The 14,911-nt window shown below is 59.8% G+C and carries 13 protein-coding genes; 7 read left to right on the top strand and 6 right to left on the bottom strand.

The window, feature by feature from the left end:
• Window positions 1-63: 63 nt before the first annotated feature.
• The 5 genes from argJ (at window position 64) to argF (ending at window position 4,924) form a co-directional block, all read left to right on the top strand.
• Window positions 64-1,287 carry a bifunctional glutamate N-acetyltransferase/amino-acid acetyltransferase ArgJ gene (gene argJ, locus WKS99_RS02870; protein WP_207721990.1) on the top strand — a complete coding sequence of 408 codons (1,224 nt, stop codon included), beginning with the start codon at window positions 64-66 and terminating at the stop codon, window positions 1,285-1,287.
• 29 nt (window positions 1,288-1,316) lie between these two features.
• Window positions 1,317-1,658, top strand: coding sequence for a hypothetical protein (locus tag WKS99_RS02865; RefSeq protein ID WP_147570919.1), 342 nt, complete (start codon window positions 1,317-1,319; stop codon window positions 1,656-1,658).
• Window positions 1,659-1,673: 15 nt separating this feature from the next.
• Window positions 1,674-2,531 (top strand): acetylglutamate kinase, encoded by an 858-nt coding sequence (argB, locus tag WKS99_RS02860; protein WP_147570918.1) that lies wholly within the window; start codon window positions 1,674-1,676, stop codon window positions 2,529-2,531.
• A 217-nt stretch (window positions 2,532-2,748) separates the two neighbouring features.
• The gene (locus tag WKS99_RS02855) at window positions 2,749-3,927 is read left to right on the top strand and encodes an aspartate aminotransferase family protein (protein ID WP_340405298.1); all 1,179 of its coding nucleotides are present in this window, start codon (window positions 2,749-2,751) and stop codon (window positions 3,925-3,927) included.
• Between the two features lie 79 nt (window positions 3,928-4,006).
• Window positions 4,007-4,924: an ornithine carbamoyltransferase gene (gene argF / locus WKS99_RS02850; protein WP_147570916.1), complete on the top strand. Its 918-nt coding sequence runs from the start codon at window positions 4,007-4,009 to the stop codon at window positions 4,922-4,924.
• A 55-nt stretch (window positions 4,925-4,979) separates the two neighbouring features.
• Here argF and WKS99_RS02845 read toward each other — a convergent pair whose 3' ends face one another.
• The 6 genes from WKS99_RS02845 to WKS99_RS02820 form a co-directional block, all read right to left on the bottom strand.
• Window positions 4,980-5,678 carry a zf-HC2 domain-containing protein gene (locus tag WKS99_RS02845; protein ID WP_340405297.1) on the bottom strand — a complete coding sequence of 233 codons (699 nt, stop codon included), beginning with the start codon at window positions 5,676-5,678 and terminating at the stop codon, window positions 4,980-4,982.
• Window positions 5,675-6,151, bottom strand: coding sequence for an RNA polymerase sigma factor (locus WKS99_RS02840; RefSeq protein ID WP_147570914.1), 477 nt, complete (start codon window positions 6,149-6,151; stop codon window positions 5,675-5,677). The genes WKS99_RS02845 and WKS99_RS02840 overlap by 4 nt, the downstream gene beginning before the upstream one ends.
• Window positions 6,152-6,239: 88 nt before the next feature.
• Window positions 6,240-7,268 (bottom strand): threonine aldolase family protein, encoded by a 1,029-nt coding sequence (locus WKS99_RS02835; RefSeq protein ID WP_340405296.1) that lies wholly within the window; start codon window positions 7,266-7,268, stop codon window positions 6,240-6,242.
• Window positions 7,269-7,364: 96 nt separating this feature from the next.
• Window positions 7,365-10,181, bottom strand: coding sequence for a phenylalanine--tRNA ligase subunit beta (gene pheT, locus WKS99_RS02830; RefSeq protein ID WP_340405295.1), 2,817 nt, complete (start codon window positions 10,179-10,181; stop codon window positions 7,365-7,367).
• Window positions 10,182-10,337: 156 nt separating this feature from the next.
• Window positions 10,338-11,363, bottom strand: a complete 1,026-nt coding sequence (gene pheS, locus WKS99_RS02825; protein ID WP_186853301.1) for a phenylalanine--tRNA ligase subunit alpha — start codon at window positions 11,361-11,363, stop codon at window positions 10,338-10,340.
• Between the two features lie 27 nt (window positions 11,364-11,390).
• Window positions 11,391-12,410, bottom strand: a complete 1,020-nt coding sequence (locus WKS99_RS02820; RefSeq protein ID WP_340405294.1) for a polysaccharide deacetylase family protein — start codon at window positions 12,408-12,410, stop codon at window positions 11,391-11,393.
• 799 nt (window positions 12,411-13,209) lie between these two features.
• Here WKS99_RS02820 and WKS99_RS02815 point away from each other — a divergent pair.
• Together WKS99_RS02815 and WKS99_RS02810 are read left to right on the top strand one after the other, a co-directional pair.
• A complete protein-coding gene (locus tag WKS99_RS02815) occupies window positions 13,210-13,938 on the top strand; it encodes an ABC transporter ATP-binding protein (protein WP_147570908.1) in 729 nt (242 codons plus the stop codon).
• Between the two features lie 13 nt (window positions 13,939-13,951).
• A complete protein-coding gene (locus WKS99_RS02810; RefSeq protein WP_147570907.1) occupies window positions 13,952-14,869 on the top strand; it encodes a SufB/SufD family protein in 918 nt (305 codons plus the stop codon).
• The last annotated feature ends 42 nt before the right edge of the window (window positions 14,870-14,911 follow it).

Genomic DNA, 14,911 nt, shown 5'->3' with positions numbered 1-14,911 from the left:
TAGCGTGTCCTGCGGTGGGGCGCGCACTGTGCGCCCCGATGAAATAAAAGGAGGGTATCCCTCATGTTGAATGAAATTTCCGGCGGCGTGTGTGCCGCCCGGGGCTTCCAGGCCGCCGGTGTCCACTGTGGCGTCAAGGCCAGCAGCAGCCCGGATAAGAACGACCTGGCCCTGATTCTGTCGGAGCGGGAGTGCGCTGCCGCCGCCGTCTATACCCTGAACCGGGTGAAATCCGCCCCGGTGTATGTCACCATGGACCACCTGGAGGACGGAACCGCCTGGGGTGTGGTGGCCAACAGCGGCAACGCCAATGCCTGCTGCCCTTTGAGCCACGAGAACGCCCAGGCCATGTGCGCTGCCGCCGCCCAGGCCACCGGCCGCCAGCCAGAGGACTTTGTGGTCGCCTCCACCGGAGTCATCGGAAAAACGATCAACATCGGTGTGATTCAGGCAGGTATGCCAAAGGCAGCCGCCGCTTTGGGTAGGGACGGCTCCGACAGCGCGGCCAATGCCATTATGACGACGGATACAGCGAAAAAAGAGATTGCGATTTCTTTTGAGCTGGGCGGGAAAGAGGTGCGGATGGGGGCTATCGCCAAGGGCTCCGGCATGATTCATCCGAACATGGGCACCATGCTGGCCTTTATCACCACTGACTGCGCCATTACCCACGAACTTCTATCCGATGCTTTGCACCAGGTGGCAGCGAGAACCTTTAACCGGGTGACCGTGGACGGGGATACCTCCACCAACGACACCTGTGCGGTGCTGGCCAACGGTCTGGCGGGCAACACCCTTATCGAGTGGAAGGACGGAGACTACGAAATCTTTGTGGCTGCCCTGGACCATGTGTGCCGCTATCTGGCCCGGTCTATCGCGGCCGACGGCGAGGGGTGCACCAAGCTGATCACCTGCCTCATGTCCGGCGCCCGCAGCGAGGAGAGCGCCGAGCGTCTGGCCAAGTCGGTGGTGGGCTCCTCCTTGGTGAAGGCGGCCATGTTTGGCGCCGACGCCAACTGGGGCCGGGTGCTGTGCGCCATGGGGTACTCTAAAGCCCCCTTCCGCCCGGAGCATGTGGACGTGACGTTCCGCTCTGCCGCAGGGGAACTCCTGGTCTGTAAACAGGGTGAGGCCGTAGATTTTGACGAGGCCAAGGCCAAGGAGGTCCTGTCTCAGAAGGAGGTCATCATTGCCGTGGACCTCCACGAGGGGGAGGACAGCGCGGAGTGCTGGGGCTGCGACCTGACGTATGACTATGTGAAAATTAACGGCGACTACCGCACCTGATCCTGGAAAATGGGAGGCGCTGCGCTGAGATGGCTGCATTGGTGAAGGACTTGGGGACGGAGCTGCTCCTGAAGCTTCCCATCTATCTTCTTCCGGCAGTAGTCCTAGGGGTGCTGTCACGCCGGGGAATAAAAAGCCGGGTGGGGAGATGGTGCGCTGGCCTTCTCGTTCTGGGGTTGAGCGCCGGGCTGCTGTACGGCGTGCTCCGCGCCTTGGGGGTGATCCTGTACCCCAACGACAAAGTGGGAATGTCCTACTACTGGTACGGCTCCAGCTTCCGGGACGAGGGGATCAGAACGGCCGCTTTCTGCGGGCTGTTGCTTTTGGCGGCGGCCATCCCTCGGATGGGGAAGCTGCTTGATAAAAAATGAGGAGGGATCTGTCCCATGTCCTTTAATGAGATCGACCGGGCCCAGGTGCTGGCTGAGGCCCTGCCTTATATTCAAAAATTCACTGGTAAGACCATCGTGGTGAAATACGGCGGCAACGCCATGGTTTCTGATGAGCTGCGCCACGCCGTCATCTCCGACATCATTCTGCTGTCCCTGGTGGGGATCCGGGTAGTGGTGGTTCACGGCGGCGGCCCGGAGATCAGCGAGATGCTGAAAAAGCTGGGCAAGGAGTCAAAATTCGTGGACGGACTGCGCTATACAGACGAGGAGACGATGGATATTGTCCAGCAGGTCCTGTGCGGCCGGGTGAATAAGGACCTGGTAGCCACTCTGAACCGCTTGGGAGGCCGGGCTTTGGGGCTGTGCGGCCTGGACGGTGCCCTTCTCCAAGCGAAAAAGCTGGATGACAAATACGGCCAGGTGGGGGATATCACCAAGGTGGACGCCGCCCCGGTCATTGACGCCCTGAATGACGGCTATATCCCTGTGGTAGCCACAGTGGCCCAGGGGGTAGATGCGGAGGTGTCCTACAATATTAACGCCGACACTGCCGCCGCCAAGCTGGCTGTGGCCCTTGAGGCGGAGAAGCTGATCCTGCTTACCGATGTGCGCGGCCTGCTCCGGGATCCCAAGAATGAGGCCACCCTGATCCCCGAGCTGCAACTCTCCTCTGTCCCTGCCCTGGTGCGGGAGGGAGTCATTTCTGGAGGGATGATCCCCAAGGTGGAATGCTGCGTGGAGTCTGTCCGTTCCGGCGTCAAGTCGGCGGTTATTTTGGATGGCCGGGTGGCCCACTCCCTGCTGATGGAGCTGCTCACCGACGCGGGCATCGGCACCATGCTGACCAACTAAAGGCGCCCCTAAATGGCGTCGGCATCTGGCGGAGAGGGATCGCATGAATTTACCCTCGATTTCTTTCGAGACCGTCGGGAGGAATTTCGTGGGAGATGTCACATTTCCGGTGCCATCCTGGAGGATAACGAGAGAAAATTATGATTCCGCGCCGATGAGTGTCGGAATTCCTTGCGGAAAAGATGTTTCGCGGGGATATGATTGAAGGGGGAACACCATGACCTTTGAAGAGATCAAGGCTCTGGACGAGCAGTATGTGATGCACTCCTATGGCCGCTTCCAGGTGGCCATTGACCACGGAAAAGGGGCTACTGTCTGGGCTGTGGACGGAAAGGAGTATATTGACTTTTCCGCCGGCATCGGTGTGTGCTCGCTGGGATACGGCGATCCGGGCTGGGTGGAGGCCGTTTCCACCCAGGCGGCCAAGCTGGGACATATCTCCAACCTGTTTTACACCGAGCCTTATGCCAAGGTGGCCCAGAAGCTGTGTGTCCGCACCGGAATGTCCAATGTGATGTTTGGCAACTCCGGGGCGGAAGCCAACGAGGCCATGATCAAGCTGGCCCGGAAATACTCCTTTGATCGGTATGGCAAGGGCCGCGGAACGGTCATTACCCTCCGTAACTCCTTCCACGGACGCACGATCACGACTCTGGCGGCCACGGGGCAGGATAAGTTCCACAACTACTTTTTCCCCTTCACCGAGGGGTTCCGCTATGCCGATGCCAACGACCTGGATAGCGTGGAAGCGGTGGCCGGCCATGACGTGTGCGCCGTCATGATGGAACTGGTCCAAGGAGAGGGAGGGGTACTGCCCCTGGACCTGGAGTTCGTCCAAAAAGTGGCGGAGCTGTGCGCCAAGCGGGATTGGCTGCTCCTTGTCGATGAGGTTCAGAGCGGCATGGGCCGTACCGGCTCTCTGTTTGCCTTCCAGCAGTATCACATCCAGCCTGATGTGGTGTCCTTCGCCAAGGGCATCGCTGGCGGACTGCCCTTCGGCGGCATCATGGCCAATGAGAAGTACAGAGAGGTGTTCTCTCCCGGCACTCACGGCACCACCTTCGGGGGCAACCCTGTGGCCGCCGCCGCCGCCTGCCATGTACTGGACCGGATGGACGACGCCTTTTTGGCCCAAGTGAAGGAGAAAGGGGCGTATCTCCGCCAGGCCATCGAAGCCATGGAGCTGTCCTGCCTGGGCAAGACTCGGGGGCTGGGGATGATGATCGGCATCGATGTGGTGGGGGAGCAAACCAACAGCCAGCTGGCCGCCAAGCTTATCGAGAGCGGCCTGCTCATTCTCACTGCGGGACCCGGCTTGAGGCTGCTGCCCCCCCTGACCATCACCCAGGAGGAGATGGACAAGGGGCTGTCCATTATGAAAGCGGCGCTGTTATGATAGAGTGGAGAGAGAAAAGTGAGGGGTGGAGAGATACTCCATCTTCACGCCTCCCTCCTGCAAAGATTGGTGATTTGATATGAAAAAAGATTTGTTAAAGCTGCTGGATTTGTCCCAGGAAGACATCACCCTGATCCTGAATACGGCGGACCAGTTGAAGTACGAGCAGAAGCACAACATCCACAGGGATTATCTCAAGGGCAAGACCTTGGCCATGATCTTTGAGAAAAACTCCACCCGCACGCGGGTGTCCTTTGAAACAGGGATGTTCCAACTGGGCGGCCACGCCCTGTTCCTGTCTGGCAAGGAGAGTCAGATCGGCCGAGGGGAGCCTATTGAGGATACGGCCAGAGTGCTGGACCGCTACTGTGACGGAATTATGATCCGCACCTTTGGCCAGGACGAGGTGGAGGAGCTGGCCCGGAACACCAAGATCCCGGTCATCAATGGCCTGACCGACTTCTGCCATCCCTGCCAGGTGCTGGCCGACCTGCTGACTATTCGAGAGCATAAGGCGGTGCTGGAAGGACTGAAGCTGTGCTACATTGGGGACGGCAACAATATGGCCAACTCCCTGATCGTAGGCGGGCTGAAGACGGGGATGGAGGTGTCAATCGCCTGCCCCGAGGGCTACGATCCCGATTCCCAGGTGCTGGACTTTGCCAGGAGCGACCCCGGTTTCCACTTCTCTCTGTTCCGCACCCCCCAGGAGGCGGCGGCAGGGGCCGATGTGTTGATCACCGACGTGTGGGCCTCCATGGGCCAGGAGGGGGAGAAGACCGTTCGGGAAAAGGCTTTTGCGGGCTATCAGATCAACGACGGGCTGATGGCGCTGGCCAACCCCGGCTGCATGGTGCAGCACTGTCTGCCCGCCCACCGGGGAGAGGAGATCACAGCCGAGGTCTTTGAGGCCCACGCAAACGAGATATTCGACGAGGCGGAGAACCGCCTCCACGCCCAGAAGGCAGTTATGTACCTGTTGATGAAGGACCAGTAACAGTAGAGAAGGCCGGCGCACAGACTGTGCGCCGGCCTTTGCTGTCGCCTGGAGCTTAACTCCGCTGCCAGAGGAGGACCGCTCCATCGGTGGCAGCGGAAAATTCCGCCTCGCCCATATCCTCTAAAGCGGCATAGTCTCCCGCCAGATAATACACCTCCTGAATTTCATCCTGGGAGGGGATCTGGACAGCGGCCCCCTTTACGGTGTCCAGCAGCAGCCCATTCCCAATGGACAAGTGGCCGGAGGATTCAGGCCTGCCTGCGTGGCTGAACAGGGGAGTAAGGTTGGATTTGATATTTTGGGTATAGCACAGATAGACCGCCGTCCGTCCATCGATCTCCCGGTCCAGTACCCGGAACGAGGCGTAATTTCCCCCATAGTAGTAGATGTCGATGACGCCGTCTGAAGCCAGGGAGACGTCCACCATGCCCTCCTGGTACGGCACGGGCCGCTCTACATCGGCGGCGGCGGTGAACACCAGGAACATGGCCAGCATGGCAGCCGCTGTGGCCAGCACAGACAGGCGTTTCCGGCGGGAGAAGCGGCGTTTGACGCCCGCTATGACTTGGGCCTTTTCCCGGTCCACATCCGCTGTCTCCCTGTCCAGATTTTCCTCCCTTCCCATCTCGCGTAGGACCTCGGCACAGTGGGGACAACTTTGAATATGCTCGTCTACCGCCTGGCGGCTCTCCTGGCTGCATACCTCATCACGGTACAGGGGCAGCAGATCCTGAATGATTTTGCAGTTCATTGATCTTCCTCCTTTAATTTTGATCTGGCCCGGTGGTATGTTACTCGGGCCCAGCTCTCTGTCCTGGAAAAGAGTTGAGCGATCTCTCCAAAGGACAGCTCTCCAAATACCCGGAGAGAAAAGACCTCCCGATAGGGCTCAGGCAGGGCATGGAGCCGGCGGTGAAGTTCCATGGCGGATTCCCGGTCCAGCAGCCGTTCCTCCAACTGGTCGGGGCTGGGCTGGCGCTCCAGATCGGGCATCTCCCCGCTCCGCTTCTGCCGCCGCAATCCGGCTAGATATTTCCGTTTGCCGATTTGGCACAGCCAGACATAGAGCTTGCAATCTCCCCGGAAGCTGTCGATGTGCTGGATGGCCTGAAAAAAAGTCTCCTGGGTCAACTCCTCTGCCAGATCCCGGTCGCCGCACAGGACCAACAGATACCGGTACACCTGTGGGAACAGCTCCTCGTAGACCGCTTCAAAAGATTCCATCTTCTCCCTCCTTTCTGCTTATAGGATGCAGATTGGGGCAAATTGTTACAAAAGAGCCATGGAAAAATTTTTCCATGGCTCTTTCTGCCTATAAGGCGCGGATCGTGGATAGAAGAGCGTCGATATCCTCGTCCCGGGTGGACCAGGAGACGCAAAACCGGACAGCGGTATGGGTCGGGTCCGGCTTGGACTGTAAACTAAAGGAGTATCGCTGGGACAGGGCCGCTGCGGCGTGGTCGGGGAGGACAGGAAACTGCAGATTGGTGGGAGAGTTCGCCAGCAGGGGCCAGCCCTTGTCCAAAAAGCCCTGGCGCAGACGCATGGATTGGGCCACCGCCCTTCTGCCGATATCCAGGTAAAGTCCGTCCTCCAGCAGCGCCTCGAACTGGACGCCCAGCAGCCTGCCTTTGGCCAGCAGCCCGCCGTGCCGCTTGATGAGGTAGCGGAAGTCCTGTTTCAGGGAATCCTGGGTGATGACCACCGCCTCACCAAAGAGCGTGCCCGCCTTAGTGCCCCCCAGATAGAATACGTCACACAGCCGGGCCAGATCGGGCAGGGTTACATCGGAAGCGGCCAAGCCATAGACCAGCCTGGCCCCGTCCACAAACAGGGTCAGATGGTACTGGTCAGCCACCCTGCGGATGTCCTCCAGTTCAGCAACAGAATAGACGGTACCCAGCTCGGTGGGGTGGGACAGATAGATGAGGCCCGGCTGGACCGTGTGTTCGGCGGTGGGGTCGTCATAGTGGCCCTGACAGAACTGGGCGATCTGGTGGGCGGTCAGCTTGCCGTCCTGGCTGGGGATAGTGAGCACCTTGTGACCTGTGGCCTCTACCGCTCCGGACTCATGGACGTTGATGTGGCCAGTCTGGGCACAGATGACGCCCTGATGGGGCCGAAGGGCGGCGGAGATCACGGTGGTATTGGCCTGAGTACCCCCCACCAGGAAGTGGATATGGGCATCGGGAGCCTGGCACAGATCCCGGAGCAGGGCCCGGGCGCGGTCGCAGTGGGGGTCCGTGCCATAGCCGGGATGCTCCTCCAGATTGGTGTCCACCAAGGCCTGGAGCACCTTGGGGTGAGCCCCGGCGGCGTAGTCACATTCAAAGCGTACCATGGGATTACCTCCTAAAAAGGGGAGGCGGGATGATAGTCCCGCCAGAATATAAGCTCCCCCGCGGAAACCCCGCGGGGGAGCGGCAGATGGAAAACTTCAGCGCAGGATTGCTCCGCAGTCTTGCTCGAGAGTCGCTAAAATAGCCTTCACATCCTCGTCGGCCTCCTCGCTGGTGAGAGAGCGGTCATCCGCCCGGAGGACCAGATTGAAGGCCACAGACTTCTTGCCCTCGGCCACGCCCTTCCCACGGTAGATATCAAAGAGGGAGACCTCCTTCAGCAGACCCTTGGCTCCTCTCCTGATTGCCTGCTCCAGGGCCCCTACGGTAACGGCCTCATCACAGACGACGGCGATATCGCGGGTGACGGCGGGGAACTTGGGCAGAGGGACATACTCCGGATCGGGGCCCTTGGCCAGCATCAGCTCGTCGAAGGACAGTTCCGCACAGTAGAGCTCGGCGTCCACCCCGTAATTCTGGGCCACCAGAGGGTGAATCTGACCGAAGATACCGATACAGTCACTGCCGGACCACACGGTGGCCACCCGGCCGGGGTGCCAGGAGGCGTCGGAGGGAGCGCCGGTGGGCCCCTCGAAGTGGATGTCTACTGCCCGGATCTCCTTCAGAATAGCCTCGACGGCCCCCTTCAGGGTGAAGAAATCCATATCCTCGCCATAGGCGCCCATGGACAGCACCTTGGCCTCATTGGCTAGGCCGTCGTCCTGATTCATCTGGTTCAACGCGCCGGTAAGGGCTTCCGTAAGCCCATTCACTCCCATATTTTCCAGCTTCTCCTTGGAGGCGGCGAGAGCGGGAGAGTCAGGAGAAACAGGGGTGGAGCCAGATTTGGGCAGATAGATCCGGCCCACTTCATACAGCTTGGCAGACTTGTTGCGGAAATTGTAGTTCCGGGTCAGGATCTCCAGCATAGAGGGCAGGGTAGTGGTACGCATAATGGAGGTGTCCTCTCCCAGGGGGTTGAGGATCTTGAAGCTCTTGCGGGCGTGATAGTCGGCGGGCCAGAGTATCTTGTCATAGTAGGTGGGGGAGATAAAGGAGTAAGTGATGATCTCGTCATACCCACAGGCCCGGCATACGGAGCCCAGGGTCTGCTCCAGCTTTTGCTCCGGCGAGTAGCCGCCCCGGGTGGTCTCCCCCCGAACAAGGGTGGAGGGGATCTTGTTGTAGCCGTGGAAGCGGGCTACCTCCTCGGCCAGGTCGGCCATACCCACCACGTCGCCGCGCCAGGACGGGACCGTAACCTGGTCCCCCTCCACCTGGAAGTCCAGCTTTTTCAGAATGGCGGTCATCTCGGCGGCACTGATCTCGGTACCCAGCAGGGCGTTGATCTTGTCCGGCTCCAACGTCAGGATCCGGGGCTGGGGCACGAAGTTGAGGATGTCGATGACGCCGTCCACCACCTCGCCGGCGCCCAGCAGTTCCACCAGCTCACAGGCCCGGTTTACGGCGGGGAGGGTGTTCAGGGGGTCCAGTCCCTTTTCAAACTTGGCGCTGGCCTCGGTGCGCATCCCTAGAGCCAGGGCCCCCTTACGGATGCAGGTGCCGTCAAAGTTGGCCGACTCGAAGACCACGTCCACCGTGTCAGCCACGATCTCGGAGTTCTCACCGCCCATGATGCCCGCCAGGCCAACTGCCCGATGCTCATCGGCGATGACCAGATGGTTGGCGGTCAGCTTGCGTACGTTGCCGTCCAGGGTGGTCAGCTCCTCGCCCTCCTCCGCCCGGCGAACAATGATCTTGCCCCCCTTTACGTAGCGGTAGTCGAAGGCGTGCATAGGCTGGCCGTACTCCAGCATGACATAGTTGGTGATATCCACGATGTTGTTGATGGGGCGCACGCCCATAGCCCGCAGCCGCTCCCGCATCCACTTGGGGGAGGGGGCGATCTTTACGTTTCGCACCATCCGGGCGGTGTACCGAGGGCACAGGTCGGCCGCCGGAGTTTCCACGTCCAGCAGCTCCACCAGGGAACCCTCGGCCCCGCCCTTGACCAAGGGCTGATGGAGGCGCAGGGGCTGGTCAAAGGTGGCGGACACTTCTCTCGCCAAGCCGATGACCGACAGGCAGTCGGGGCGGTTGGGGGTGATCTCAAACTCCACCACATGGTCATCCAGGCCAACGACCGGCTTCAGGTCATCTCCGGGCTTGCAGTCCTCGCGGAGAATAAAGATACCGTCTGGGATGCAGTGGGGGAACTCTGCCTGCTGGGCGTGGAGGTCGGCCAGAGTGCAGATGGAGTCCATCTTAGTGTTATAGGCCACTAAATCTCCTTCATGGAGGTTGGCGCATGCTGTGTCGGGGCAGGCGGTGGAGCCTCCCAGGTCCAGACAGGTGTGGAAGGAGCCGTTGGGCTGGGCGGAGGCCTCCAACACCTTAGCGCACACCACGGGGCCGAATACCTTGTCCCCGGCCTTGATATCGGCGGGGATGGAGGGCTTGTCCTTATCCAGAGGGTGGTAGTCGTTTAGGAGAGCGGCGGCGGTTATGACAGCGTAGGGGAAGTCCCGCTCGTCCAGTCCCAGCTCAGACAGACCGCACATCATGCCGTTGGACACCACGCCGCGCAGCTTGCCCTTCTCGATCTTCTTGCCGCCGGGCAGAGTGGACTTGTGCAGGGCCACAGGGACCAGGTCGCCGGGATGGATGTTCCAGGCGCCGGTGACGATCTGGACGGGCTCGGCCTGCCCCACATCGATCTGGCATACCCACATATGGTCGGAATCGGGGTGGCGCTCCATGGACCGGATCTGGCCCACCACCACGTTGGAAATTTCAGAGCCCAGGTCGTGGGTCAGCTCCACCTTGGAGCCAGACAAGGTCATGGCCTCGGCAAAGTCTTTGTCATTGGCCTCAACGGTGACGAACTCGCTGAGCCATTTGCGAGATAGATTCATATTATAAAACTCCCTTTGTTTGAATTAGGAATGAGGAGTTAGGAATTAGGAATTTTGGGGTCCGGCGGCCGCCGGATGGCTGGGAATCAGGCCGCCGAAAGGGACGCCCCAATTCCTGACTCCTAATTTCTAATTCCTAATTGATTCTTGGAACAGTTAAAATTGCTCTAAGAATCTCACGTCGTTCTCGAAGATGAGCCGCAGGTCGGCGATCTTGAAGCGGCGCATGGCGGTGCGCTCCAGACCCATGCCGAAGGCCCAGCCTGAATACACATTGGGGTCAATGCCCGCCATCTCCAGCACTCGGGGGTGGACCATGCCGGCGCCCAGCAGCTCGATCCAGCCTTCTCCCTTGCAGGTGGGACAGCCTACGCCGCCACACTTGTGGCACTGCACGTCCATTTCACAGGAGGGCTCGGTAAAGGGGAAGTGGTGAGGGCGGAAGCGGGTCTTGGTGCCCTTGCCGTACAGCTGCTCCACCACCGTATTTAGGGTGCCCTTTAGGTCGGCCATGGTGACGCCCTTGTCGATGACCATGCCCTCTACCTGGTGAAACATGGGGGAGTGGGTGGCGTCCACCTCATCTTTACGGTACACACGACCGGGGGCAATGATGCGGATAGGAAGGGGCATGGTGTCCATAGCCCGTACCTGCATGGGACTGGTCTGACTGCGGAGCATCACCCGGCTGTCCTCGTCAAAGTAGAAGGTATCCGACCAGTCCCGGCTGGGATGGCCCTCGTCGGCGTTCAGGCGGTCAAAGTTGTATTCGGCCAGCTCCACCTCCGGCCCATCCAGCACGGTAAAGCCCATGCCCACAAAGATGTCCTTGATCTCGTCCAGGGCGATATACATGGGATGCTTGTGGCCCAGCTTGACCGCCTTGCCGGGGATAGTCACATCAAGCGCCTCGTCCCGGAGCTTCTGCTCCAGGGCCTGCTTTTCCAGCTTCCTGGCGGCTGCCTCAATGGCCCCTTCCAGAGCGGCCCGGACCTCGTTGGCCAGCTGGCCCATGGCGGGTCTCTCCTCGGCGGAGAGGGAGCCCATACTCTTCAGCACATTGGTGAGCTCTCCCTTCTTGCCCAGGTACTGAACCCGGAGGGCATCCAGGGCGGCGGGATCGGCGGCCCCCTCGATGGCCGCAAGGGCCTGAGACCGGATGTTCGCTAACTGTTCTTTCATGGATAAAACTCCTTTGTTCGGGGACGATCAGGGAAGATATTGGCTGACCGGAGCCCGCATGGTGATATTATGCCGGGGCATCTGGTACAGCCCCTTACGGATATCGGCAGCGCCGTGCCGGGTGGTGACGGATACGGAGAAATGTTCGGTGAGATAGGCGTCGGACCAGGAATCGGTCTGCCCGTGGGGATAGGCGAAGTAGTCTACCTCTACGCCTACGTTCTCCTCAATGAGGTCGATGCTGGCCTGCAGATCCGGGAAAATGCGCTGGGCGTATTCCTCTGGTGTTTCCTCCTTGATATGCAGGATGCCCCGGGGATCTGCCTCCTTGTGGGAGTCGTAGGTGTGGGAGCCGAACTCCACCAGCCCGGACTGGGCCATCTCTCGGCACATCTCCCAGGTGAGAAAGTCGGGCTTGGCGTCCACGGTCCGGCGGACGATCATAGCGATGGCGGCCTTGGCCTGAAATTCTTGAAGCAGGGGATAGGCAATTTGGTAGTTGCTGGCATAACCGTCGTCAAAGGTGAGCATGACCGCCTTCTCCGGCAGGGGCTCTCCCGCTGCCAGCTCCCGGGGTAGGACCGTGGTATAGCCGTTGTCCGCCAGCCACTGCAGGTCCTCCCGAAAGCGGCTCTCCGTAAGCGTCCAGTCGTTAAGCTCCTCGTCGGTATCAGGCACAAAGTGGTGATACATCAGGATATACAGAGTGTGGTTATCCACGGGCGGCGCCGGCTCCTCCACCACAGGCGGCGGCGTTTCAGCGGGTTCCTCTTGAACAGGAGGTTCGTCTGGCATCGAAGGCTCCACAGGGACAGCAGGGCCTTCAGGCTCATCGGGAGAGGAACTGGGGAACTGATTGACAGAAAGGTCCGGCAGAGTATCGCCGGTGTCGGAGGGCGTGGACTGGTCAGTATCCTCCGTCTCTGGAATAGGGACAGAGGAGCTGACATCAGAACCGGGCAGGGGACTGGGGCCAGCCTTTTGGCAGCCGGCTAGCAGAAGCACACAGGTCAAAGCAGCCAGGATCGGGATAAATCGACGCTTCATGGCACATCACCTCATGTTTCAAAAAACAAAAAGACCTTCCATCCCCAAAATTCAGGGACGAAAGGCCAGCCTTCCGCGGTACCACCCGCATTCGTACACACTTGTACGCGCTCAAAGCCCCGATAACGGTGGGCAGACCGTCCCCCTCTCAGGGGCCGCTCCCAGGCGAACCAAGGGGCCGTTTCCAGGCAGGCTCTCAGCCGGTGACCTACCCTCTCTGACGAACACAGTTCCCCTATTTTCCTGTTCTCCGCAATTTACACTAAAGGTACTTATATCACAAAAGCGCCGGGAATGCAAGTCATCCCGACGAAAAATATGAAAAAGCTGACCCGCAGAGAAAGAGGAGGCCTGAAAAGGGCCGGATGCAGGGCCCCTCGGGAGAACCAAAGAGGAGGGCCGGGCGGGGCGGGCCGCAAGGAGGAGCGGGACAAGATTGAGCCCAATCAAGCAGAGTATAAGCCCCTTCCAGTCCAGGCGCTCCGCGCCGTAGCGACACAGGAGGAGGGAGAGCGGTATCTCTCATGGCGGGACCTCCTTTTTAAAAGAGGTTTCATTCTGTATATACTTCCCTGTAAAGAGGGGGCTGATCCCTTGAGGGGCCAGGATAATAAAGCATAAAATCTAAAAAATAAAATTCCTATTAAAAAAGTAGGAAATTAAGGATAGACAAATTCTCCCTCCCGTGATAGAATAAAGACGCCTCAAAGGACAGGCCCTGTTTGGCGGCCCAGTCCAGGGGGCATGATACTGTTTAGACAGACCGGCTCCAGAGCCGGAAACCATAGGAGGGGTTCCCATGCTGGAATTACAGCATATCAGCTATGACGTGGAACAGGACGGCGACAACAAGGGCATCCTGCGCGATATCGATTTGACCATCAGCGAGCGGTTCGTGGCCATCACCGGACCCAACGGAGGGGGGAAATCCACTCTGGCCAAGGTCATCGCCGGCATCCTGACGCCCACCCAGGGGCGCATCCTGCTGGACGGAGAGGATATCACCGGCCTGTCCATCACCGAGCGGGCCCGGAAGGGCATCAGCTTTGCCTTCCAGCAGCCGGTTCGCTTCAAGGGGCTGACGGTGAAGGATCTGATCACCCTGGCCAGCGGAAAGAGCATCGGCGTGCCGGAGGCCTGCAACTATCTTTCAGAGGTGGGCCTGTGCGCCAAGGACTATATCGACCGGGAAGTGGACGCCTCTCTGTCCGGTGGAGAGCTGAAGCGCATTGAGATTGCCATGATTATGGCCCGTTCCACCAAGCTGTCTGTCTTTGACGAGCCGGAGGCGGGCATTGACCTGTGGTCCTTCAGCAACCTCATCCAGGTGTTTGAGCACTTGCATGAGAAGATCAACGGTTCCATCCTCATCATCTCCCATCAGGAGAGGATTTTGAACATCGCTGACCGCATTATCGTCCTGGCGGACGGCCAGGTCCAGCGGGACGGGCCCAGGAAGGATATCCTGCCCTCGCTGCTGGGAGCGGCGCCTGAGGTTTGCAGCGCCCTGACGGACAAGGTGCGGTAAAGGAGGGATTTTTATGGACGCAATCCAAAAGAACCTGCTGGAGCAGGTAGCGGAGCTCCACGGCGTGCCTGAGGGGGCCTATAACATTCGGGCCAACGGGAAGGCGGCTGCCCGGAATACCACTGCCAGCATCGATATTGTTTCCAAGACGGACAAGGACGGCATCGACATCATTATCAAGCCCGGTACCAAAAACCAGTCGGTCCACATCCCGGTGGTCCTCAGTGAGAGCGGCTTGACCGAAACGGTGTACAACGACTTCTTCATCGGGGACGACTGCGACGTGACCATCGTGGCCGGCTGCGGCATCCACAACTGCGGGGTGCAGAACTCGGAGCACTCTGGTATTCATGCCTTCTATGTGGGGAAAAACGCCCGGGTGCGCTATGTGGAGCGCCACTACGGCGAGGGGGACGGACTGGGAGAGAATATCATGAATCCCACTACCATCGTGGAGATGCGGGAGGGCAGCTACATGGAGATGGAGACCACCCAGATCAAGGGAGTGGACTCCACCATCCGCACGACTAAGGCCAAGCTGGGGCCCAATTCCACCCTTATTATCAAGGAGAAGGTGATGACCCACGGCCGCCAACTGGCCAAGTCCGATTTCACAGTGGATCTGGACGGGGAGGGCTGCCACACCAATGTCATCTCCCGGTCTGTGGCCCGGGGCGAGTCCAAGCAGGTGTTCCTGGCCCGCATCAACGGGAACGCCGCCTGCTACGGCCACTCTGAGTGCGATGCCATTATCATGGATCAGGGCGTGGTGTCCGCCATCCCGGAGGTCACCGCCAACTGTCTGGACGCCCAGCTCATCCACGAGGCGGCTATCGGCAAGATCGCCGGAGAGCAGCTCACAAAGCTCATGACCCTTGGCCTGACGGAGAAAGAGGCCGAGGAACAGATCGTCAACGGATTTTTGAAATAAAGATTGAATTCGGGGAGGGCCGGAGGCCCTCCCCCTCTTTTT

Source organism: Flintibacter sp. HCN-6482 (assembly GCF_037892565.1).
Lineage (GTDB): Bacteria > Bacillota > Clostridia > Oscillospirales > Oscillospiraceae > Lawsonibacter > Lawsonibacter aceti.
The sequence above is the reverse complement of the archived record's forward strand: the minus strand, read 5'-3'. Positions and strand labels throughout refer to the sequence as shown.

Bases quoted from the DNA above. Each gene is read 5' to 3' on its own strand.
- argJ (WP_207721990.1), top strand. From the start codon at position 64: ATGTTGAATGAAATTTCCGGCGGCGTGTGTGCCGCCCGGGGCTTCCAG.
- WKS99_RS02865 (WP_147570919.1), top strand. From the start codon at position 1,317: ATGGCTGCATTGGTGAAGGACTTGGGGACGGAGCTGCTCCTGAAGCTT.
- argB (WP_147570918.1), top strand. From the start codon at position 1,674: ATGTCCTTTAATGAGATCGACCGGGCCCAGGTGCTGGCTGAGGCCCTG.
- WKS99_RS02855 (WP_340405298.1), top strand. From the start codon at position 2,749: ATGACCTTTGAAGAGATCAAGGCTCTGGACGAGCAGTATGTGATGCAC.
- argF (WP_147570916.1), top strand. From the start codon at position 4,007: ATGAAAAAAGATTTGTTAAAGCTGCTGGATTTGTCCCAGGAAGACATC.
- WKS99_RS02845 (WP_340405297.1), bottom strand. From the start codon at position 5,678: ATGAACTGCAAAATCATTCAGGATCTGCTGCCCCTGTACCGTGATGAG.
- WKS99_RS02840 (WP_147570914.1), bottom strand. From the start codon at position 6,151: ATGGAATCTTTTGAAGCGGTCTACGAGGAGCTGTTCCCACAGGTGTAC.
- WKS99_RS02835 (WP_340405296.1), bottom strand. From the start codon at position 7,268: ATGGTACGCTTTGAATGTGACTACGCCGCCGGGGCTCACCCCAAGGTG.
- pheT (WP_340405295.1), bottom strand. From the start codon at position 10,181: ATGAATCTATCTCGCAAATGGCTCAGCGAGTTCGTCACCGTTGAGGCC.
- pheS (WP_186853301.1), bottom strand. From the start codon at position 11,363: ATGAAAGAACAGTTAGCGAACATCCGGTCTCAGGCCCTTGCGGCCATC.
- WKS99_RS02820 (WP_340405294.1), bottom strand. From the start codon at position 12,410: ATGAAGCGTCGATTTATCCCGATCCTGGCTGCTTTGACCTGTGTGCTT.
- WKS99_RS02815 (WP_147570908.1), top strand. From the start codon at position 13,210: ATGCTGGAATTACAGCATATCAGCTATGACGTGGAACAGGACGGCGAC.
- WKS99_RS02810 (WP_147570907.1), top strand. From the start codon at position 13,952: ATGGACGCAATCCAAAAGAACCTGCTGGAGCAGGTAGCGGAGCTCCAC.